Source organism: Streptomyces sp. NPDC029041, from assembly GCF_040637515.1.
Classification (GTDB): Bacteria; Actinomycetota; Actinomycetes; order Streptomycetales; family Streptomycetaceae; genus Streptomyces.
This window is the reverse complement of the sequence record NZ_JBEZWO010000005.1, coordinates 210533-231675: the sequence shown is the minus strand read 5'-3', so window position 1 is coordinate 231675 and position 21143 is coordinate 210533. Positions and strand designations below refer to the sequence as shown.

20 protein-coding genes are annotated in these 21143 nt (G+C 70.0%); 9 read left to right on the top strand and 11 right to left on the bottom strand.

Going from position 1 to position 21143, the window contains the following annotated elements; all coding sequences use genetic code 11:
* Positions 1 to 75: 75 nt before the first annotated feature.
* The 4 genes from AB0F04_RS14430 to AB0F04_RS14415 all read right to left on the bottom strand — a co-directional run bounded on the left by AB0F04_RS14430 (position 76) and on the right by AB0F04_RS14415 (position 5390).
* A complete protein-coding gene (locus AB0F04_RS14430; RefSeq protein WP_362041221.1) occupies positions 76 to 1680 on the bottom strand; it encodes an alpha/beta hydrolase in 1605 nt (534 codons plus the stop codon).
* Positions 1681 to 1956: 276 nt separating this feature from the next.
* Complete coding sequence (locus tag AB0F04_RS14425) at positions 1957 to 3468, bottom strand: cellulase family glycosylhydrolase (RefSeq protein WP_362041219.1); 1512 nt, start codon at positions 3466 to 3468, stop codon at positions 1957 to 1959.
* A 147-nt stretch (positions 3469 to 3615) separates the two neighbouring features.
* Positions 3616 to 4434 carry an ABC transporter permease gene (locus AB0F04_RS14420; RefSeq protein ID WP_362041217.1) on the bottom strand — a complete coding sequence of 273 codons (819 nt, stop codon included), beginning with the start codon at positions 4432 to 4434 and terminating at the stop codon, positions 3616 to 3618.
* The gene (locus tag AB0F04_RS14415) at positions 4431 to 5390 is read right to left on the bottom strand and encodes an ATP-binding cassette domain-containing protein (protein WP_362041215.1); all 960 of its coding nucleotides are present in this window, start codon (positions 5388 to 5390) and stop codon (positions 4431 to 4433) included. The genes AB0F04_RS14420 and AB0F04_RS14415 overlap by 4 nt, the downstream gene beginning before the upstream one ends.
* 109 nt (positions 5391 to 5499) lie before the next feature.
* Here AB0F04_RS14415 and AB0F04_RS14410 point away from each other — a divergent pair, with 109 nt between their 5' ends.
* Positions 5500 to 6279 carry a TetR/AcrR family transcriptional regulator gene (locus AB0F04_RS14410; RefSeq protein WP_362041213.1) on the top strand — a complete coding sequence of 260 codons (780 nt, stop codon included), beginning with the start codon at positions 5500 to 5502 and terminating at the stop codon, positions 6277 to 6279.
* A gap of 67 nt (positions 6280 to 6346) precedes the next feature.
* Here AB0F04_RS14410 and AB0F04_RS14405 read toward each other — a convergent pair whose 3' ends face one another.
* Entirely contained in the window at positions 6347 to 7321 is a 975-nt protein-coding gene (locus AB0F04_RS14405; protein WP_362041212.1) for a WD40 repeat domain-containing protein, read from the bottom strand.
* A 122-nt stretch (positions 7322 to 7443) separates the two neighbouring features.
* Between AB0F04_RS14405 and AB0F04_RS14400 the strand changes: the two genes are divergently transcribed.
* On the top strand, positions 7444 to 8118 hold the full coding sequence (locus AB0F04_RS14400) for an SGNH/GDSL hydrolase family protein (RefSeq protein ID WP_362041210.1): 675 nt from the start codon (positions 7444 to 7446) through the stop codon (positions 8116 to 8118).
* A gap of 81 nt (positions 8119 to 8199) precedes the next feature.
* Positions 8200 to 9192 carry an aldo/keto reductase gene (locus AB0F04_RS14395; protein WP_362041209.1) on the top strand — a complete coding sequence of 331 codons (993 nt, stop codon included), beginning with the start codon at positions 8200 to 8202 and terminating at the stop codon, positions 9190 to 9192.
* Positions 9193 to 9445: 253 nt separating this feature from the next.
* Here AB0F04_RS14395 and thpR read toward each other — a convergent pair whose 3' ends face one another.
* Positions 9446 to 10018 (bottom strand): RNA 2',3'-cyclic phosphodiesterase, encoded by a 573-nt coding sequence (gene thpR / locus AB0F04_RS14390; RefSeq protein ID WP_362041207.1) that lies wholly within the window; start codon positions 10016 to 10018, stop codon positions 9446 to 9448.
* Between the two features lie 25 nt (positions 10019 to 10043).
* Between thpR and AB0F04_RS14385 the strand changes: the two genes are divergently transcribed.
* Positions 10044 to 10565, top strand: a complete 522-nt coding sequence (locus tag AB0F04_RS14385; protein WP_362041206.1) for a GNAT family N-acetyltransferase — start codon at positions 10044 to 10046, stop codon at positions 10563 to 10565.
* Between the two features lie 100 nt (positions 10566 to 10665).
* The gene (locus AB0F04_RS14380; protein ID WP_362041203.1) at positions 10666 to 11253 is read left to right on the top strand and encodes a Uma2 family endonuclease; all 588 of its coding nucleotides are present in this window, start codon (positions 10666 to 10668) and stop codon (positions 11251 to 11253) included.
* A gap of 7 nt (positions 11254 to 11260) precedes the next feature.
* Here the strand turns inward: AB0F04_RS14380 and AB0F04_RS14375 are convergent, their stop codons facing one another.
* Positions 11261 to 12625 (bottom strand): MFS transporter, encoded by a 1365-nt coding sequence (locus tag AB0F04_RS14375; protein ID WP_362041201.1) that lies wholly within the window; start codon positions 12623 to 12625, stop codon positions 11261 to 11263.
* Positions 12626 to 12654: 29 nt separating this feature from the next.
* Positions 12655 to 13092 (bottom strand): MarR family transcriptional regulator, encoded by a 438-nt coding sequence (locus AB0F04_RS14370; protein WP_053672640.1) that lies wholly within the window; start codon positions 13090 to 13092, stop codon positions 12655 to 12657.
* 149 nt (positions 13093 to 13241) lie between these two features.
* Between AB0F04_RS14370 and AB0F04_RS14365 the strand changes: the two genes are divergently transcribed.
* Complete coding sequence (locus AB0F04_RS14365) at positions 13242 to 13475, top strand: ribbon-helix-helix protein, CopG family (RefSeq protein WP_362041199.1); 234 nt, start codon at positions 13242 to 13244, stop codon at positions 13473 to 13475.
* Here the strand turns inward: AB0F04_RS14365 and AB0F04_RS14360 are convergent.
* Positions 13445 to 14896: an NCS2 family permease gene (locus AB0F04_RS14360; RefSeq protein ID WP_362041197.1), complete on the bottom strand. Its 1452-nt coding sequence runs from the start codon at positions 14894 to 14896 to the stop codon at positions 13445 to 13447. The genes AB0F04_RS14365 and AB0F04_RS14360 overlap by 31 nt on opposite strands.
* Before the next feature lie 117 nt (positions 14897 to 15013).
* Between AB0F04_RS14360 and AB0F04_RS14355 the strand changes: the two genes are divergently transcribed.
* From AB0F04_RS14355 to AB0F04_RS14345, 3 genes are all read left to right on the top strand, one after another.
* A complete protein-coding gene (locus AB0F04_RS14355; RefSeq protein WP_362041196.1) occupies positions 15014 to 15283 on the top strand; it encodes a DUF2530 domain-containing protein in 270 nt (89 codons plus the stop codon).
* A gap of 359 nt (positions 15284 to 15642) precedes the next feature.
* Positions 15643 to 16488, top strand: a complete 846-nt coding sequence (locus AB0F04_RS14350; protein ID WP_362041194.1) for a methyltransferase domain-containing protein — start codon at positions 15643 to 15645, stop codon at positions 16486 to 16488.
* Between the two features lie 133 nt (positions 16489 to 16621).
* A complete protein-coding gene (locus AB0F04_RS14345; RefSeq protein WP_362041191.1) occupies positions 16622 to 19015 on the top strand; it encodes an HAD-IC family P-type ATPase in 2394 nt (797 codons plus the stop codon).
* Between the two features lie 94 nt (positions 19016 to 19109).
* Here AB0F04_RS14345 and AB0F04_RS14340 read toward each other — a convergent pair whose 3' ends face one another.
* Together AB0F04_RS14340 and AB0F04_RS14335 are read right to left on the bottom strand one after the other, a co-directional pair.
* A complete protein-coding gene (locus tag AB0F04_RS14340; protein WP_362041189.1) occupies positions 19110 to 19964 on the bottom strand; it encodes a hypothetical protein in 855 nt (284 codons plus the stop codon).
* A gap of 212 nt (positions 19965 to 20176) precedes the next feature.
* Positions 20177 to 21043: a calcium-binding protein gene (locus AB0F04_RS14335; RefSeq protein ID WP_362041187.1), complete on the bottom strand. Its 867-nt coding sequence runs from the start codon at positions 21041 to 21043 to the stop codon at positions 20177 to 20179.
* Between the last annotated feature and the right edge of the window lie 100 nt (positions 21044 to 21143).

Below are 21143 nucleotides of genomic sequence, written 5' to 3'. Positions count from 1 at the left end.
GCGAACGGCGAAGGGCGCCCGGCGAGTTGGGCCGGGCGCCCTTCGTGTCCTGTCAGGCCTTGGTCACCGACGCGCTCAGCGTCCGGACCCCAGGATCCCGCGCAGGCTGTCACCGGCCGCCGCGACGGCAGGCCGCAGCATGCTCGACGCCTTCTGCGCCGCCGACTGCGGCTTGGGGTCGGGGTTCTTCTTGCACACGGCGTCGGCCACACCGCTGCCGTGCGGGACCTTGCCGTCGGTGAGGTACGTCGCGAGGTACTTGTCGAGGCAGGCGTTGCCGCTGAGCGTGATGCCGTGGTTGCCGCCGCCCTGCTCCACCACCAGGCTGGACTTCTTCAGCAGCCGGTGCATGGTGACACCGCCCTGGTAGGGGGTGGCCGCGTCGTCCGTCGCCTGGAACAGCAGGACCGGCGGGAGCTTGCTGTTGGAGACGTTCACCGGCTTCAGCGACTTCGTCGGCCAGAACGCGCACGGCGCGTTGTACCAGGCGTTGTTCCAGGCCATGAACGGAGCCTTCTCGTACACCGCCCAGTTGTCCTTGCGCCACTGCTTCCAGTCGCGCGGCCAGGACGCGTCGCGGCACTGCACCGAGGTGTAGACGCTGTAGCCGTTGTCGCCGGAGGCGTCGATGGCGGCGATGGTGTCGTACGCCTTGACCAGTGCGGCGGTGTCGTCGTTGTTGACGTACGCGGCGAACGTCTGGGCGAGCGTGGGCCAGTAGGCGTTGTTGTAGCCGCCGGGTATGAAGATGTCCTCCAGCTCGGAGGCGCCCACCTTGCCGCCGGCCGGCTTCTTGGCGAGGGCCGCCCGCATGGCGTACCACTTGGCCTCGATCTTCTTCGGGTCGGTGCCGAGGTGGTAGGTGGAGTCGTACGTGGCGATCCACGCCATGAGCGCCTTGTGGCGCTTGTCGAAGGCGTAGTCCTGCTGCAGGTTGTCGTCGTACCAGACGCCGGTCGGGTCGACGATCGAGTCCAGCACCAGGCGCCGCACCCGCTCGGGGAACAGCTTGGCGTAGACCGCGCCGAGGTAGGTGCCGTACGAGTAACCGAAGTAGTTGATCTTCGATGCGCCGAGGGCCTTGCGGATCGAGTCCATGTCCTTCACGGCACTGACCGTGTCGATGTAGGGCAGGACGTCCTTGTACTTCCGGCCGCAGGCCTGCGCGAAGGCCTTGGCGCGGGAGAGGTTGGCCTTCTCGATCGCCGGCGTGCTGGGTACGGAGTCGGGGCGGACCGGGTCGAAGTGGCCCGGCTTGCAGTCCAGGGCGGGCTGGCTCTTGCCGACGCCGCGCGGGTCGAAACCGATGACGTCGTACTGGGCGGCGACCGCCTTGGGCAGGGAGGACGCGACGAATTCGGCCAGCGACAGACCGCTGCCGCCGGGACCGCCGGGGTTGACGAGCAGCGGGCCCTGGGACTTCGACGCGGTGTGCGGCACACGGGACAGAGCCAGGCTGATCTGCTTGCCTCGCGGCTTCGCGTGGTCGAGCGGCACCTTCACCGACGCGCACTGGAGCGTCGGGGTGTCGTCCGTCCCGCACTTCTTCCAGGTGATCTTCGCGGCGGCGGTCCGGGCCGTGTGCGCGGACTGCGACGCGGTGGCGTTGGCGGGGACGGCGGTGAGGGTCCCGGCCAGTACGACGGTCGCGCCACACAGTACGGCTGCGCTTCTTCTCATGGAGTCTCTCGCAACGGTGAGGGGGGTCGGGCCCGCGGGTGACGGGCCGTGCCGCATCGTTCCGGAAGAGCGCACCGCGCATGCACGGGTTCAACCAAGACTTGACCAAATCGAGTCACAGCCTGCCCCAAAAAACCCCTCACGACGGGGTGTTCTGACAATTCCGGACAGGCCGTCAGATCGGAGGGACAGGCCGGGGTTCAGCCCGAGGGGTGGATCTGTCAGGCAGGACAGGGGGCGCCCGGGGCACACCGGACGCCCCGACTCACCCCGTACTCACGTCGCCGTGCACGTCACGGCCGGCACACCTCCGCCCCCGGGCGCGCCGCCGAAGCCGAAGCCCGCCGAACCGCCCGGTGCCACAGTGCCGTTGTGCGCCGCGTTCACCGCGGTGACGGTCGCGCCGGTCTGGGTGTGGGTCGCGTTCCACATGTTCGTGACCTTCTGCGATCCGCTCCACGTCCACGTCACCTTCCACGACTTCAGCGGCAGCGTGCCCGTGTTGGTCACCTTCACCTCGGCGTTGAAGCCGCCGCCCCAGTCGCTGCCGACGGTGTAGGCGGCGGTGCAGGTGGGTGTTCCGTTACCGGGGTCGCCCGGGCCGGGACCGGGGGTTCCGGAGCCGAAGCCCGGGGCCTTGATGGGCGCCAGGTAGGCGTCCTTCGCCGTGTCGACCGTCTGCCAGTCGTCCTTGAGGATGCCGCCCGTGTCACCGGAGTTGGGGTTCCACGACCAGAAGGTCCAGTGGAAGCTGTCGGTGCCGTACGCCGACGTCGAGCGCAGGTACTTCACCAGCTCGGCCAGCCACTTCTGGTCCACCGAGGGCTTCAGCGTCGTACCGAACTCGCCGAGCCACACCGGGGCGATGTTCTGCTTGAAGATGTAGCCCCAGTGCTTGTCCCAGATGCCCGGCATGTTGGCGGGGAAGGACGGGTCCGTGAACCAGGACTGGTCCGCCACCGATGTCGCGTAGTCGTGCGCCGAGTACACCAGCCGGTTCGGGACGTCCAGCCGGACCGGGTACTGGGCCACGCCCGCGAGGTTGCCGCCCCACCAGATGTTCGTGCCGTTGAACGACTGCACGCCCTCGACCATGATCAGCAGCTCAGGGTTGACCGACAGCACCGCGTTGCCCGCGCGCTCGGCGGCCAGGCGCCAGTCCCTGGAGGTGTCGCCGCAGCCCCAGCAGGCCGGGTCGTGGGGCTCGTTGTGGAGGTCGATGCCGATCACCGTGGAGTTGCCCTTGTAGCGGGCCGCCAGGGCCTTGAGGTTGGTGATCCACGTCGACTCGGGGACCGACGCCGTGTACCAGAGGGCCGACTGGCCCGCCGCGTCCGGGCGGTGGCGGTCCAGGACGACCTTGAGGCCGGACTGGCCCGCGTAGGCCACGATCTTGTCCAGGACCTGGAGCGAGGTCAGCCCGCGCAGGTCCGTGTTCTTGCCGTCGAAGGTGATGCCGTCCGGCATGGCGCCGGGCTTGAGGATGTCGTCGCTGTAGGGCATGCGGAGGGTGTTGTAGCCCAGCGACCTGATCTGGTCGATCATGCTCTTGTAGTCGCGTGTCCACAGGCCGTGGGCGACGCGGTTGGCGGTCTCGAAGCCGAACCAGTTGATGCCGGCGATACGGACCGGCTGCCCGGCCGCGTCCAGGATCTGCCGGCCGCTGGTGTGCCAGTAACCGGCGCCGGCGGCCTCGGCGGTGACATCGGCTCGTGCCGACTGCACGCCCGCCAGCGGTAACAGGAGCGCCGCGGCAACACACAGCGCTCTGCGCAGAGTGCGGAACATGTGGCTGCTTCCTCTCGGGTTCCTCGGGGAGGGGAGGCACGGCACCCGGAATCGATGGGAGCGCTCCCATCATGCCGCACACCTCCCAGAGAACTGACGCAACATGAGCACGTCAAGACTCTGGGAGGTGTGCGATCGCTTCGGCGGCTACCGGCTCAGCTTCCTGAACCTCCGTACGGCCAGCGGCAGGAAGATCGCCGTCAGGATCACCGGCCACACCCCCGCCATCAGCAGCGCGTGCTGCTCCACCCAGGTGTCGCCGATGACCGGCTCGCCGAACAGCTCGCGGGTCGCCGCCGCGGTGGACGAGATCGGGTTCCAGACCGCCAGCCACCCCAGCCAGTCGGGCATGAGCTGCGGCGCGACGAAGATGCTGGAGATCATCGTCAGCGGGAAGGCGACCGCGAACAGACCGCCCGCCGCCTCCGGGTTGGGTACCAGCAGACCGAGCCACACGCCGATCCAGATCAGCGCGAACCGCAGCCAGAGCAGCAGACCGAAGGCGGCGAGGAAGCCGAAGCCGCCGTCCGGGCGCCACCCCATGGCGAGGGCCGTGAGCATCATGATCGCCAACTCGGCGCAGGCCACGATCAGATCGGTGATCCCGCGCCCGGCCACCACGGCCGAGGACGCCATCGGCATCGAGCGGAACCGGTCGATGACGCCCTTGGTGGAGTCGTACACCACGACCGTCGCCGTGTTGATGAAGCCGAACGCCATGGTCATCACGAACATGCCCGGCATCAGGAAGTCCTTGTAGTCCCCGCCGCCCGGCACCTTCATCGCGCTGCCGAAGACATAGCCGTACATCAGCACCGACAGGATCGGGAAGCCCAGCTGCCAGGCGATGTTCACAGGCTGGCGCTGGTAGTGGGTCAGGCCGCGGCGGACGATGTTCCAGCAGTCGGCGAGCAGCCAGTACGCACCGCCCCGGGTGCTCGGCATGCTCAGGTCGGTGGCACTCATGCCGCGGCCTCCTTCTCGGTGCGGTGTCCGGTCAGGCGCAGGAACACGTCGTCGAGGCTGGGCCTGCGCAGCCCGATGTCCTCGACGCGGACGCCCTCGTCCTGGAGGGTCCGTGCGACCTCGGTGAGCGCGGTGACCCGGTCGGTGACCGGGGCGTGCACCCGCAACTCCGTCTCGTCCGCCTCGGGTTCGCCGTCCGTGACCCGGGCGACGACCTTCACCACCCGCGGGATCTCGGACCGCTCGGCGACCACGACCTCGATGCGGTCGCCGCCGACCAGGTTCTTCAGTCCGTCCGGGGTGTCGTCGGCGATGGCCCGCCCCTGGTCGATGACGGTGATGCGGGAGGCGAGCTTGTCGGCCTCCTCCAGGTACTGCGTGGTGAGCAGCACGGTCGTACCGCCCGCCACCAACGCCCTGACGGACTCCCAGACCTCGCCCCGGCTGCGCGGGTCGAGACCGGTCGTCGGCTCGTCGAGGAAGAGGACGGCCGGGGCGAGGATCATCGACGCGGCGAGGTCGAGGCGGCGCCGCATGCCGCCGCTGTACTTGCCGACGCCCCGGTCGGCGGCGTCGGTCAGGTCGAACTGCTCCAGCAGTTCGGTCGCCCGGAGCCGGGCCCGCCTGCCGCCCAGGTGGAACAGCCGGCCGAACATCTCCAGGTTCTGCCGGCCGGTGAGCACCTCGTCGACCGCCGCGTACTGGCCGGTGAGGCCGATCCGGGCCCGCACCTCGCGCGCCTGCCGGACGACGTCCAGACCGGCGACCGTCGCGCTGCCCCCGTCCAGGCGGATCAGCGTGGTCAGGATGCGGACGGCGGTGGTCTTGCCCGCCCCGTTCGGCCCGAGCAGGCCGTGCACCGTGCCCTCGCGCACCTCCAGGTCGAAGCCGTCGAGGGCGCGTTTGTCGCCGTACCTCTTCTCCAGCGCCTCGGCCCGCACCGCGTATCCGTCCATGCCGCCCCCTCCCGCACGTCCGTGCCCCGTCGGCACCGAACTGAGTACACCGTACCCGATGACGCGTACGCCGTACCCAGTTTTTTCGCGGGGATCTAAGCTGGGCTCCATGACGAGCGGTTCGAGGGGCACGGGCGGTACGGAGACCAGCGGCAGCGGCGACATCGCCCGCACGCTCGAACTGCTGTGGGACACCGGCCGCCGCCCGACCCGCGGCCCCAAACCGACCCTGACGCTGGACCGGATCGTGGAAGCAGCGATCCAGGTGGCGGACAGCGAAGGGCTGGAGGGCCTCTCCATGCGCCGTGTCGCGGCCGAACTCGGCACCGGCACCATGTCGCTGTACCGGTACGTGCCCGGCAAGGGCGAACTGCTCGACCTGATGCTGGACCGGGTGCAGCGGCCCTCCGAGAACCCGGCCGACCTCGGCGACGGCGGCTGGCGGGCGGCCCTGGAGGCACTGGCCCGCGCCACCCTCGCCCTCTACCGCGGCCACCCCTGGCTGCTCCAGGTCAACCAGTCCCGCCCGATCCTCGGCCCGAGCGCCCTGGACGGCATGGAAAAGGTGCTGACCCTGATCCGCCCGATGGGGCTGAGCGACCCCGAGCTCGTCTCCGCGATCATCATGATCGACGGCTACGTCGTAGGGGCCGCGCGCACGCAGCTGTACCAGTTGGAGGCGGAGCGCAGGACCGGGCTGACGGACGCCGAGTTCTGGCAGGCGCAGGTGCCGGTCCTGGAGAAGGCCATGGCCTCGGGCCGCTACCCGGTCATGGCCTCGCTCTCCGAGGACGCCTTCGGCACGGACTTCGACCACTTCGAGTTCGGGCTGCAGCGGATCCTGGACGGGTTGGACATGCTGGTGGAGACCCGCGGAAGCACTCGGTGACGAGCACCGCGGAGGCAGGATCGCGACCTCGACGTCCCGCCCGCCCCACGCCCTTCACGGAGACGGCCTAGCGCCGACGCCTCAGCCCCCGCACGGCCAGCACCGCCACCAGAACCGCACCCGCGGCGATCGCCCCCGTCTTCAGGTTGCCGCTCAGGCCCTCTCCCCCGCCGTCGGACGCGGTCGAACTCCCACTTCCGGAGGACGCGCTGGAGGCGTCACCGCCCGGGGCGTCCTGCGGCTCCACCGGACTGTCCGCGCCTTCGGCGCCGTACATCAGCGTCTTGCCGTCGGCGGTGTAGGTGACGGACTCCCCCTGCCCCAGGAACGGCACGCCGAGCCGTTCCCTCTTCTTGATCTTCCCGCCGTTCCAGTCGTAGGCGATCGCCCCGAAGTAGCTGCGCACGACCAGCTGTTCGCCGTCCGGGGAGAGCGTGGCGTCGGTGGCCTCCAGGTCGGGGACCGCGGCGATCGGACGGAAGACGTTCGTCCCGGACGGAGCGAGCCGCGCCGGGCCCTCGTACAGGTGCCCGCCCTTCTCGTTCTTGTCGACGATGTAGACGCGGCCGGTCTTCGGGTGCACCACGAGGGACTCCGCGTCCCGCGCGCCGTCGGAGTACTTCACGACGTACTGCGTGGCCTTGATCGTCTCGTCGCGCAGCTTCTTCGGCTCGGGCAGCCGGTAGATCCAGACGTACGGCCAGCTGCCGCCGAGGTTGTCGCCGATGTCGCCGACGTAGATCTGGTCGTCCGGCCCGATGGAGATGGCCTCGACGTCGCGCGGGCTGCCCACGCCGGACATGGTGATCGTGGCGACCGTCTCGCCCGTCGCGCTGTCCACGGCGTACAGGTACGCCCCGTCGTCGCTGTCGTTGTGCGTCCAGTAGATGCCGGGGTGCTGCCGCGAGGCGGCCAGGCCGCTGGACTCGGTGATGCGCGGGTCCTTGATCGTGAACTTCTCGTCGCCGTCGGCGGCGGAGGCGGGCACGGCGAGGGCGCCCGTGAGGAGGGCCGCGGCGAGGAGTGCGAACGGTCTGCGCATGCCCCAAGCCTGCCATCCCGCCGCGCGGTTCACCGGCCCGATGGATCACAGCCCGACGGCCGTCCGAAGGGCGTGTCCCGACTCACATCCCGTCGGCCGCCGAGATCGTTCATCATGAGCGGATGCTCAGGTTCATGCCCGTCGGTGACTCCATGACGATCGGAAGCACGGGCGAACACACATGGCGCTACCGGCTGTGGCAGCACCTGTGCCGTTCCTACGGCGGCCCCTTCACTCTCGTCGGCCCCCGCGAGACGCTCTACGACAAGGTCGCGCAGGCCCCGGTGTCCAACGGGTACGCCGATCCGGACTTCCCGCGTGCCCACCTGGCCGGCTGGGGCGAGGGCTGGCAGCACATGGCCCCGCTGATCGGCGACGCGGTGCGGTCGTGCCGCGCGGACGTGCTCCTGGTCTCCCTGGGCCTGATCGACCTGGGCTTCTACACGAACGCCGAGCAGACCGCCGAGAACGTCCGGGCGTTCGTGTCCGAAGCGCGGGCGGCGAACCGGCGGGTGGGCATGGTGTGGCTGCCCGTCACCCCGAACGTGCGCGCCCGGTCGGACGAGCCCTTCGCCGCCGAGGTCACCCGCTTCAACGAACTCCTCGCCAAGACGGCCGCCGACCTCGACGAACCCGGCTCCCCCGTCCTCCTGGCCTCACCCCCGCCCTCGTACGACGTCGCCACCGACACCTACGACGGCACCCACCCCAACGCGAGCGGCGAACACAAGATCGCGGCGGCCTTCGCGGAGGCGATGCACCAGGGCTGGGGCCTGGCGGGTCCGTACGAGGAATAGCCCCTCACGAACGGGAGGCGGGCACGCGCACCCGAGTTCGTGCTTGCTTGGAGCGCACTTCAAGACGTTGGCTTGTGCCCCATGGAGTACACGCAGCTCGGACGCACGGGACTCAAGGTCAGCCGGCTCGTCCTCGGCACCATGAACTTCGGCCCGCAGACCGACGAGGCCGACAGCCACGCCATCATGGACGCGGCGCTGGACGCGGGCATAAACCTCTTCGACACGGCCAATGTGTATGGGTGGGGCGAGAACAAGGGCCGCACCGAAAGCATCATCGGCAACTGGTTCGCCAAGGGCGGGGGACGGCGCGACAAGGTCGTCCTCGCCACGAAGGTCTACGGCAACATGGGCGCCGACGGTGCGGCCTGGCCCAACCACGACAAGCTCTCCGCGGTCAACATCCGGCGGGCCGTGGACGCCAGCCTCAAGCGGCTGCAGACGGACCACATCGACGTCTACCAGTTCCACCACGTCGACCGGAACACCCCCTTCGAGGAGATCTGGCAGGCGATCGACGTCCTGGTCCAGCAGGGCAAGATCCTCTACGTCGGCTCGTCGAACTTCCCCGGCTACAAGATCGCCCAGGCCAACGAGATCGCCGCGCGGCGCGGCGGGACCATCGGCCTGGTCAGTGAGCAGTGCCTGTACAACCTCGCCGAGCGGCGCGCGGAGATGGAGGTCGTCCCGGCCGCCCAGGAGTACGGGCTCGGCGTCATCCCCTGGTCGCCGCTGCACGGCGGTCTGCTGGGCGGTGTGCTCAAGAAGGAGGTCGAGGGCAAGCGCCGTACCTCCGGCCGCGCGGCCGACGCGCTCGCCGATCCCGCCACCCGGGCGCAGATCCAGTCCTACGAGGACCTGCTCGACAAGCACGGCATCGAGCCCGGCGAGGCCGCCCTGGCCTGGCTGCTCACCCGCCCGGGTGTGACCGGCCCGATCGTCGGCCCGCGTACCGCCGAGCAGCTCGCCTCCGCGGTCCGCGCGTCGGAGCTGGAACTGTCCGAGGAGCTCCTGACCGGCCTGGACGAGATCTTCCCGGGCCCGGGCCCGAGCCCGGAGGCTTTCGCCTGGTAATCGGTGATGGGCCGGCGCCCTGCTTCCGGGGGCGCCGGCTGTGTGTCGACGTCCCGCAGTTCCCCCGGCGCCCCCAAGGGGCGCGGGGAACTGCGCGACAAGCCCCCACCGGCCCGCAGCCGGAACACGACCGACCGCGCGGCCCCGCCCCGGCTACTTTCCGATCACGGAAGCGAGGGCGACGACGAGAAACATCAGCACGAGCACACCGGCCATGATCCGGTTGCGGGTTTTCGGGTCCACGGCATCGAGCCTAACCGGCACCCCCGAGTGCCCAGCGCCCGACCGCCTCGTACCGGGGCTGCTCCCCCGGGACACCGGACGTCGGCAGATTGCTCCGTACCAGGCAGAGCTCCCGCACGGTCCAGGTTCGGCCCGAGAACCCCGCGAGGGTGTCCACAAAGGCCCGCACGTCCCCCGCCGCCCGGCTCCGCGCCACGGTCATATGGGGCTTGTACCGCCGGTGCTCCCCCATCGGCACCCCCGCCTTGCGCGCCGCCGCCTCGGCCCGCTCGGCCAGCAGCCGGAGAGTGGCCAGGTCCCCCTCGGCCCCGGCCCACAGCGCCTTCCCGTGCCCGAACTGCCCGCCTCCCCGTACGGCCAGGGCGAACGGCTCGGTGCGGCGCGCGGCCCGCTCCAGCCGCTCCGTCAGCTCCGGGACGAGACCGTCGTCGACCTCACCGTAGAAGGCGAGCGTGAAGTGCCAGCCGGGACGGCCGGTCCATCGCATGCCGTCGGCGCCGGGCAGCCCGCGCAACTCGTCGACCACGGAGCCGAGTTCACGACACACCTCGTCAGGGGGCAGCACGGCCGCGAAGAGTCTCATGGAACCAGCCTGGCACCATGAGGCCATGCGGATCACCATCCGGGACGGCGGGCCCGACGACATTCCCGCGATACTCGGCATGCTCGACAGCGGTGTGGAGTGGCTGGTGTCCCAGGGGCGCACGGGGCAGTGGGGGACGCGGCCGCTGTCGCAGAACCCGAAGACGGTGGAGTCGGTCCGCCGGTACATGGCGGAGGGCAGCGTGTTCATGGCCGACGCCGACGGCGTCCCCGCCGGCACCCTCACCCTCACCGACTCGGCGGGCGCCTCCCTGTCCCACCTCCCCCAGCCCGGTGAACCCGAGCGCTACATCCACTGGCTGGCCTCCGACCGCCGCTACAAGGGGCACGGCGTGGGCAGCGCCCTGCTGGACCACGCCGCCCAGGAGACCCGCCGGGCCGGGGTCTCCCTCCTCCGCGTCGACTGCTACGCCGGTGACGACGGCAAGCTCGTCCGTTACTACGAGGCCAACGGCTTCACCCGCACCCTTGCCTTCACGGTGGGCGAGAACAAGTGGCCGGGACAGTTGCTGGCCCGCAGGGTGTAGGCACGGGCTCCGCGGACCCGGGCGTGTCCAGGTCACCGTGCGTATCGTTGTACTGCGCGGCCGGCTCCATCCGCGAGTGCGGCCGGGGAGGAGCGCCACGATGACCGTCCTTGACGACAGGATCGAGATGGCCGACAGCAGCGGTGAACTCACCCTCGACACGATGTTCGAGTGGGTGGAGACCATGCCGGTCCCCGAGGGCTACAAGGTCGAGATCGTCGGGGGGAACATCTTCATGGCGCCTCAGCGGGACACCCACTGGGACATCATCGCGGACATCTACGACCAGTTGCGCACCAAGTACCCGCGCAAGCGCGTGAAGTCCGACGTCCGTGTCGACTACCCGGGCCATCTCAACGGCTTCGCCTCCGACATCACGGTGATGACGGAGGGTGCGGCGAAGAACGCCAAGGGCCTGTGGCGCTACCAGGACGTCGAGTTCGTCGCCGAGGTGATCTCCAGGAAGACCGGCGCCAACGACTACGGCCCCAAGAAGGACGCCTACGCCGCCGCCGGTGTGCCGGTGTACCTGATCGTGGATCCGTACACCGGCCGCTGGCACCTGCACACCAAGCCCAAGGACGGCGAGTACCGGGGCGAGCTCAGCCTGGACTTCGGGGACGAGATCGACCTGACGGGCACCGCGGTCGGGCTCGTCCTCGAAACCGGCGAGTTCCCCCGGGACTGACGGCGCCCTACGCCGCCGGAGCCAGCGCCTCCTGCTGCTCCCGCGGCACGAACCGCACCCGGGGATGCCCCCGGTGCCAGCCCACCGACAGGCGGAGGTTGCCGACGCGGGCCAGGATCAGGCCGATCACCGCCGCGGCGAGTGCCGCCACCGCGCCGCCGGCCGCGAGGCCGATCCGGGCGCCGTAGGTGTCGGTGATCCAGCCGACGATCGGGGCGCCGACCGGCGAGCCGCCGAGGAAGACCATCATGTAGAGGGCCATGACGCGGCCGCGCATGGCCGGGTCCGTGGCCATCTGGATGCTGGTGTTCGTCGTGACGTTGACCGTCATGCCGAACAGGCCCAGCGGGATCATGAACAGGGCGAACATCCACAGCGTGGGGGTCGTCGCGGCCAGGATCTCCAGCGCGCCGAAGGCCATGGCCGCCACGATCAGCAGCCGCAGCCGGGCCGTGCCCCGCCGGGCCGCGAGCAGTGCGCCCACGAGCGAGCCGACCGCCATCAGCGTGTTGAACATGCTGTAGGCGCCCGCACCCGCGTGGAAGACGTCGTCCGCGAAGGCCGAGAGGTAGACGGGGAAGTTGAAGGCGAACGTCCCGACGAAGCCGACCAGGACGATCGGCCAGATCAGCTCCGGGCGGCCGGTGACGTAGCGCACGCCCTCCCGCAGCTGCCCCTTGCCGCGCGGTGCGCGCTCCACGGCGTGCAGCTCACGGGCGCGCATCAGCAGCAGGCCGGTGAGCGGCGCGATGAAGGACAGGCCGTTGAAGAGGAACGCGAAGCCGGTGCCGACGCCGGTGATGAAGAGGCCCGCGACGGCGGGGCCGACCAGGCGGGCGGACTGGAAGTTCGCCGAGTTCAGGCTGACCGCGTTCTGCAACTGCCCCGGACCGACCAGCTCGGAGACGAAGGACTGCCGGGCCGGGTTGTCCACGACGGTGGCCAGACCGACCGCGAAGGCGGCGACGTACACGTGCCACACCTGGACGTGCCCGGTGAGGGTGAGGACGGACAGGGCGATCGCCGTGAGCGCCATCGAGGACTGCGTCACGAGCAGTGTGGGCCGCTTGCGCAGCCGGTCGACGAGGACACCGCCGTAGAGGCCGAAGAGCAGCATCGGCAGGAACTGCAGCGCGGTCGTGATGCCGACGGCGGCGGAGGAGCCGGTGAGGCTGAGCACCAGCCAGTCCTGGGCGATGCGCTGCATCCAGGTGCCGATGTTGGAGACGACCTGGCCCATGAAGAACAGGCGGTAGTTCCTGACCTTCAGGGAGGAGAACATCGAGGACTTGCGCGAGAGCGGATCGGAGGCGGGCGGGGAATCGTGGGGGTCAGGTGCGGGGGCGGAAGCTGCTCCGGGTCCCGAACTCAAAGGGTTCGCCTCCTTGCGACGACTGCTGCTTACAGGTGCGCGAGCTTCTCCAGCACGGGGGCGGCGGCGCGGAGTTTCGCCCACTCGTCCTCGTCGAGGTTCTCGACCAGCGTGGCCAGGAACGCGTTCCGCTTGGCGCGGCTCTCCTCGAGCATGGCCTCGGCCTGCTCGGTGCGTGTGACGACCTTCTGGCGACGGTCCTCGGGGTGCGGCTCCAGCCGGACCAGTCCCTTGGCCTCCAGCAGGGCCACGATGCGGGTCATCGACGGCGGCTGGACGTGCTCCTTGCGGGCGAGCTCCCCCGGTGTGGCCCTGCCGCACAGCGAGAGGGTGCCCAGCACCGACATCTCGGTGGGGCTGAGCGATTCGTCGACCCGCTGGTGCTTGAGCCGACGGGACAGCCGCATCACTGCGGATCGGAGGGAGTTCACGGCGGCCACGTCGTCGCCATGGTTGAGGTCCGGCATGTTCTTTAGCGTAACTCATTACTCTCGCTAAATACCAACCGGAACACGCGCGACCGCCCGTGACGCCCGCCACTGAACCGTGACATCACTCATATGAGTGACAAGGCGGTGGAACGCGCCCCGCCGGACCGAACGCTGCCGCGACCCTCATGCCCATGGGGACCAGCGTGCTCAGCCTGCGAATAGACCACGACCTGCTCGAACGGCTCAGGCACCAGGCCGCGAAAAGGGGAATGAGCGTCCAGGACCATGTCCTCCGGACGCTCATTCGGGATGACTTCGACCAGCGCTTCCAGGCCGCCGTCGAGGAGACGGAGAGGTTCTACGGCGCCCCCGACTCCGGCGACGACGATCAGGTCAGACCCAGCGCCGGCATCAGGTAGTAGAACGCGAACACCGCCGCCACCGCGTACATCGCCGACGGCACCTCCCGGCCCCGCCCGGCGGCGAGCCGCAGCACCGCGAAGGTGATGAAGCCCATGCCGATGCCGTTGGTGATCGAGTAGGTGAACGGCATCATCAGCATCGTCACGAAGGCCGGGACGGCGATCGTGTAGTCCGCCCAGTCGATCTCCTTCACGGACCCGGCCAGGATCAGGAAGCCGACCGCGACCAGGGCGGGCGTGGCCGCCTGGGAGGGGACCATCGTGGCGACCGGCGTCAGGAAGAGGGCCGCGGCGAAGAGGCCGCCGGTGACGACGTTCGCGAGACCGGTCCGGGCCCCCTCGCCGACACCGGCCGTCGACTCGACGAACGCGGTCGTCGCGGAGGAGGAGCTGGCGCCACCGGCGGCGACCGCGAGGCCGTCGACGAACAGCACCCGGTTGATGCCCGGCATCTGCCCCTCGCCGTCGGTCAGCTTCGCCTCGTCGGAGACGCCCATGATCGTGCCCATCGCGTCGAAGAAGCACGACAGCAGCACGGTGAAGACGAACAGCACGCCGGTGAGCACGCCGACCTTGCCGAAGCCGCCGAACAGGCTGACCTGCCCGATCAGCCCGAAGTCGGGGCTCGCGACCGGGTTGCCGGGCCACGTGGGCGTGGTCAGGCCCCAGCTCGGCACCTCGGCCACCGCGTTGATGACCACCGCGAGGATCGTCATGGCCACGATGGAGATCAGGATCGCGCCCGAGACCTTGCGCACGATCAGCGCGAGGGTCAGCAGCACACCGAGCACGAAGACGAGGACCGGCCAGCCGTTCAGATGGCCGTCGCCGCCCAGCTGGAGCGGGACGGTGGTCTGGGCGGCGTCCGGAATCCGGGAGACGAAGCCCGCGTCGACCAGCCCGATGAGCATGATGAACAGGCCGATACCGATGGAGATGGCCTTGCGCAGCCCGTAGGGCACGGCGTTCATGACGCGCTCGCGCAGCCCCGTGGCGACCAGCAGCATGACCACGAACCCGGCGAGCACCACCATGCCCATCGCGTCCGGCCAGGACATGCGCGGGGCGAGCTGGAGGGCGACGACGGAGTTCACGCCGAGACCGGCGGCCAGGGCGATCGGGACGTTGCCGATGACGCCCATGAGGAGAGTGGTGAGCGCGGCGGTCAGGGCCGTCGCGGTGACCAGCTGCCCGTTGTCGAGCTGGTGACCGTACATGTCCTTGGCGCTGCCGAGGATGATCGGGTTCAGCACGATGATGTAGGCCATCGCGAAGAAGGTGGCCAGACCGCCCCGGACCTCGCGGGGCACGGTGCTGCCCCGCTCGGAGATCCGGAAGAAGCGGTCGAGTGCGCCGTACGTGCGCCCGGCTCCCGGCTGTTCAGGGGCGGGGACCTTGGCGGGAGCCGAGGAGGACATGTATTTGGTGTTTCCTACGAAGAGAAGTGGTCAGACATAAACCGTTTCAGTATGAACATATAAAGTCCCCCTCGGCCATCTCCGCGCGTAGACCTGATCGCCTCGTAAGCTGTCCCCATGGCGAAGTGGACCCCCCGACACGAGGCGCCGGAGCCCCTGGAGGGCCCCGTGGTCGCCACCATCACCGGCGGCACCATCCTGTGGTTCGTCCTCTTCCTGGTCCAGCTCCCGTTCTACGGCTGGTTCGACGACCACGGCCACACCTGGTGGGTGTGGACCTGCCTGGCAGGCGCCGGGCTGGGCCTGATCGGCATCTGGTACGTCCGCAAGCGCGACGCCGCGATCAAGCGCGCGGCGGCACAGGACCCGGCGGCCACGCCCCAGTAGCCGGAGCCGAGCCGCACCCGCGTACGGCGGGAAGGGGCCGTGTCGGGGGGTGTCTGGGTGTCCGCCCGCAGCGGTTGTCGCGTCAACGCACAGTCAGTCGGCACGCAAGCCCATCGCGACGTTCCGAGGACGGACACCCCCCGGCGCGGCCCCGACCCACACCCCGCGCCACGCGAAGAGGCGAACCCCCACCCGGCGCCACGCGAAGAGGCACGACCCCACCCGGCGCCGGACGAAGACACAACCCCGCGCTCTCCGACGAGACACGCACCCGCCCCCTCCCTACGCTCAGGAGATGGCGGCGAACGCTCGAGGACCGTCGGCGCGCCACCGCCGCCCGACCGGTGAGGAGCGCAGCGATGACGACGCGGAACAGTGCGGTCGAGGCCGACCGTGCCCTGAAGTCCAAGCACCGGGCGATGTGGGCCCAGGGCGACTACCCGTCCCTGGCCGCCGAGGTCATCCCCGAACTGGGAGCGACCCTGGTCGAGGCCTGCGGCGTGCGCCCCGGCCAGCGGGTCCTGGACGTCGGCGCCGGCTCCGGCAACGCCGCGATCCGGGCGGCCCTGGCCGGTGCGGACGTGGTGGCCTCCGACCTGACGCCGGAGCTGTTCGACGCCGGCCGGCGGGCGGCCGAGAAGCAGGGGGCGCGGCTCGCCTGGCAGGAGGCCGACGCCGAAGCCCTGCCGTTCGGCGACGCGGAGTTCGACACCGTGCTGTCCTGCGTCGGCGTCATGTTCGCCCCGCACCACCAGGAGGCCGCCGACGAACTCGTCCGGGTCTGCCGTCCGGGCGGCACCGTCGGGCTGCTGAGCTGGACGCCGCGGGGCTTCATCGGCCGGATGTTCGCCGTGATGAAGCCGTACGCGCCCCCGCCCCCGCCCGGGGGCAAGCCGCCGCCGCTGTGGGGGGACGAGGACCACGTCCGCGCACTCCTCGGCGACCGGGTCACGGACGTGCGCGCCGAGCGCCGCACGGTCCGGGTCGAGCGCTTCGAGACGCCCGAGGCGTTCCGCGACTACTTCAAGGAGCGCTACGGCCCCACCATCAGCGTCTACAAGAACCTCGCCGGTGATCCCGAACGCGCCGCCGCCCTCGACGCCGCCCTGGTGGACCTCGCCCGCGACGGGGACCTGGGAACGGGCTCGGGCGCGACCGTCCTGGAGTGGGAGTACCTGCTCCTCACGGCCCGGCGGGCGGGCTGACGGCGGGCCCCGGCACCGTGGTCCGACGGCGTACAACTGCCCTACGACCACGGCACGAAGTCCGTCCTTCCCAGGTCGGATCTTCGCCACATTCAGCGGGTGAAGCGGCAAAACCGCACGTACCGTCGAATGCATGACGCATCTCGACGCGGGTGCCCGGCCCGACTCCGCGCGGCCGGCGACGGTCACCTCACGCGAGACCGGCCTGACCGGTGCTCAGGTCGCCGAACGGGTGGAGCGCGGGCAGGTCAACGACGTGCCGGTGCGCAGCAGCCGGTCCACCGTCGACATCGTCCGGGCGAACGTCTTCACCCGCTTCAACGCGATCATCGGCGTGCTGTGGCTGATCATGCTGGTGGTGGCGCCGATCCAGGACAGTCTGTTCGGGTTCGTGATCCTCGCGAACACCGGCATCGGGATCGTCCAGGAGTGGCGGGCGAAGAAGACGCTGGACTCGCTCGCGCTGATCGGCGAGGTCAGGCCCACCGTGCGCCGCGACGGGACCGCCGCCGAGGTCAGCACGTCCGAGATCGTGCTGGACGACCTGATCGAGATCGGGCCCGGGGACAAGGTCGTCGTCGACGGGGTCTGCGTCGAGGCGGACGGTCTCGAGATCGACGAGTCGCTGCTCACGGGCGAGGCCGACCCGGTCGTGAAGCAGCCCGGCGACCAGGTCATGTCCGGCAGCTTCGTGGTGGCGGGCGGCGGGGCCTTCCAGGCGACGAAGGTCGGCCGCGAGGCCTACGCCGCCCAGCTCGCCGAGGAGGCCTCCCGCTTCACCCTCGTCCAGTCCGAGCTGCGCTCGGGCATCTCCACGATCCTCAAGTACGTCACGTGGATGATGGTGCCGACCGCGATCGGCCTGGTCGTCAGCCAGCTGTTCGTCAAGGAGAGCGGCTTCGACGACTCCGTCGCCCGCACGGTCGGCGGCATCGTCCCGATGGTCCCCGAGGGACTCGTCCTGCTCACCTCGGTCGCCTTCGCCATCGGCGTGATCCGGCTCGGCCGCAAGCAGTGCCTGGTGCAGGAGCTGCCCGCGATCGAGGGGCTGGCCCGGGTCGACACGGTCTGCCTCGACAAGACCGGCACCCTCACCGAGGGCGGCATGGACGTCACGGAGCTGCGTCCGCTGCAGGGCGCCGACGAGACGTACGTGCGGAAGGTGCTCGGCGCGCTCGGCGCGTCGGACCCGCGGCCGAACGCCTCCCTGAAGGCGATCATCGACGCCTACCCGGCCGTGGAGGGCTGGCGCTGCACCGAGGCCCTGCCGTTCTCCTCCGCCCGCAAGTACAGCGGCGCCGCGTTCGACGAGGGCGACGGGCAGTCCGGCCGGTGGCTGCTGGGCGCGCCCGACGTGCTGCTGGCGGAGGACGATCCGGCCCTGGCCGAGACCGGGCGGCTGAACGAGCAGGGCCTCAGGGTGCTGCTGCTCGCCCGGGTCGCGCGCGACCTGGACGATCCCGAGGTGGCGAAGGGGGCGCGGCCCACCGCCCTGGTCGTGCTGGAGCAGCGGCTGCGTCCGGACGCCGCCGACACCCTGCGCTACTTCGCCGACCAGAACGTCCGGGCCAAGGTCATCTCCGGCGACAACGCGGTGTCGGTCGGCGCGGTCGCCGCCAAGCTGGGGCTGTCGGGCAGCACCGTGGACGCGCGGCGGCTGCCCGCCGAGCAGGACGGGATGGCCGACGCCCTCGACGGCGGGACGGTGTTCGGGCGGGTCACCCCGCAGCAGAAGCGGAACATGGTGGGGGCTCTGCAGTCCCGCGGGCACACGGTCGCGATGACCGGCGACGGGGTGAACGACGTCCTCGCCCTGAAGGACGCCGACATCGGTGTGGCGATGGGCTCCGGCTCGGAGGCGACCCGGGCCGTCGCGCAGATCGTGCTGCTGAACAACAGCTTCGCGACGCTGCCGTCGGTGGTCGCCGAGGGGCGGCGGGTCATCGGGAACATCACGCGGGTGGCGACGTTGTTCCTCGTCAAGACGGTGTACTCGGTGCTGCTGGCCGTGCTGGTGGTGTGCTCGCAGGTGGAGTACCCGTTCCTGCCGCGCCACCTGACGCTGCTGTCGACGCTGACCATCGGCATCCCGGCGTTCTTCCTGGCCCTCGCCCCCAACAAGGAACGCGCGAAGCCGAACTTCGTGCGGCGGGTCATGCGGTACGCGATCCCGGGCGGGGTCGTGGCGGCGCTGGCGACGTTCGCGACGTATCTGATCGCCCGGGAGCACTACACGGGCGCCGGGGCGCTGGACGCGGAGACCAGCGCGGCGACACTCACGCTCTTCCTGATCTCGATGTGGGTGCTGGCGATCATCGCCCGCCCGTACACGTGGTGGCGGGTCGCCCTGGTCGCCTCGATGGCCGGGGCGTTCCTGGTGGTGCTGGTCGTGCCGTGGCTGCAGCACTTCTTCGCGCTGAAGCTGGTGGGCGTGACGATGCCGTGGACTGCCGTCGGCATCGCGGCGGTGGCGGCGGCCACCCTGGAACTCCTGTGGAGGTGGGTGGACCGCCGCTTTCCCGCTTAGCGCTCGGCTCGGGCGGTCAGGACTTCTGCCTTATGTCGTCCGCGAGCCGTGTGTGGCTGGTCGCGCAGTTCCCCGCGCCCCTGAGGGGGCGCTTCTACTTCACGTCGACGTAGTCGCCCGTGGCGTTGACGGCGGGGGTGGTCGTCGTGCCGGCGAAGCTGAAGCGCCAGTAGCCGTCGTAGGCGGCGGTGGCGGTGGCCTTCACGTTGCCGGTGCTGTCGGAGTACACCGTCTTGACGGTGGTGTACGTGCTGGTGCCCGCCTTGCGGAACTGGAGCTTGACCGGCTGGTTGGTGTAGCCGTGGTAGGCGTTGTCCTCCCAGTTGGCGCGGGACAGCTTGCCCGTGGACGTGATGGTCTTGCCCTTGTAGACGGGCTCGGGGCCGGCGTTGACGGTCAGCTTGGAGTAGCGCTGCACCTTGGTGGTGCCGAGGCCGCCCTGCGTCTTCTCCTCGTCGTTGCTGGTGACGGCGAGGGCACCGGCGCCCCAGGTGCCGGCGTCGGAGTTGTACAGGTCGCCGTCGGCCGGGCGGATGCTGATGACGCCCTTGCAGTTGAGGACGGTGGACGAGGCGGCGGTGCAGGTGGCCGGGTCGTCGCTGATGAAGACGTTGTCCGCGGTGTCGAGCGAGGAGCCGTGGTAGATCAGCGGGCCGGTGGCGAAGTTGTCGGAGCTGGTGTCGAGGTCGGCGGCGTGGGTCACGGAGTAGGTGACCGGCACGCTCACGACGTTGGTGGTGCCGACGACGATGTTCTTGCCGCTGTTGACCTTCACGTTGGAGAAGGTGACGTCGAGGGTCGAAGCGGTGGTGCCCGTGCCCGCGTCGGCCGAGGCGGAGCTGAAGGCCTGCTTGCCCGACGGGGCGTCGGCGGCGTGCGCGGCCGGAACGACGAGGGCGGAAAGGGCCAGGGCGCCGGAGACGGCGGCCACGGTGGCTCGCATGTGCATGTGTTCCCCAGGAGGAGAAGTGAGCTAGGAGTCTGACTGACTCGGAAGATCAGATTCACGAACCCCGGACAGGGTTGTAGGGCCCGGCCGGGTTTTGCCGTCTCATCCGCGACGTTCGACGCGCTCGTGGCACATGCACGGCGGATCCGGCGGACACGGCGCCGCCGGCCCCGGCATGGCTCCGGGACCGGCGGTGTCGTCGCTGGGCGGTGTTACTGCACGTCGACGAAGTCACCCGCGGCGTTGATCGCCGGGGTGGTCGTGGTGCCCGCGAAGGAGTAGCGGAAGTAGCCGTCCGACGAGGCGGTGACGGTGGTCTTCAGCTCGCCCGTGCTGTTGGACTTGATGGTCTTGAGGGTGGTGTAGGTGTCGCTGCCCTTCTTGCGGAACTGCAGCTTCACCGACTGGCCGGTGTAACCGTGGTACTTGTGGTCGTCCCAGTTGGCGCGGGACAGCTTGCCGGTGACCGTGATGGTCCTGCCCTTCCTCACCGGCTCCGGCGAGGCGTTGACCGTCAGCTTGGAGGCCCGCTGGACCTTGGCCGTCTTGTAGGCCTCGCGGATCACGTAGTCGCCGTCGTTGCCGACGGCAGCGGCCCACACCTTCCAGGTACCGGCCAGGATGTTGCTGTAGACGTTCTCGTTCGGGTCGGCGATCAGCGTGACCTTGCAGGTGGCGGTGGTCGCGCTGGAGTTGGTGCAGGTGCCGACCTGATCGTTGTCCAGGCTCTCCGGCACGATCGCGCCGTCGGCGTTCTCGGTGTCCGGACCGTGCCACAGCATCGCGAAGGCGTCCTGGATGCCCTCGGGGTCGGTGGCCGTCACGGAGACGGTGAAGGACTTCTTGACGGTCGTGCCGACCACGATGTTCTTGCCGCCGTTGACGGTCACACCCGTGATCTTGGTGTCGCCCAGGGAGTCGTCCGCCGGAGCGGCGGCGGCGAACGGCGTGGCCTTCGAGGTGGACGGGACCAGCGACGCCAGGTTCGGCGCGTGGTTGTCCGCCTGCGCGGCCGGGACGGCGAGGGCGGAAAGGGCCAGGGCGCCGGTGACGGCGGCCACGGTGGCTCGGATACGCATGCGTTCTCCAGGTGGAGAGGGGCCCCGGTGCTCATCGTCGGCTCTCGGGGCCCAAGTGATCGTGGAGTCTGTTGACTCACGTGATCAGATAGCCCAGTGA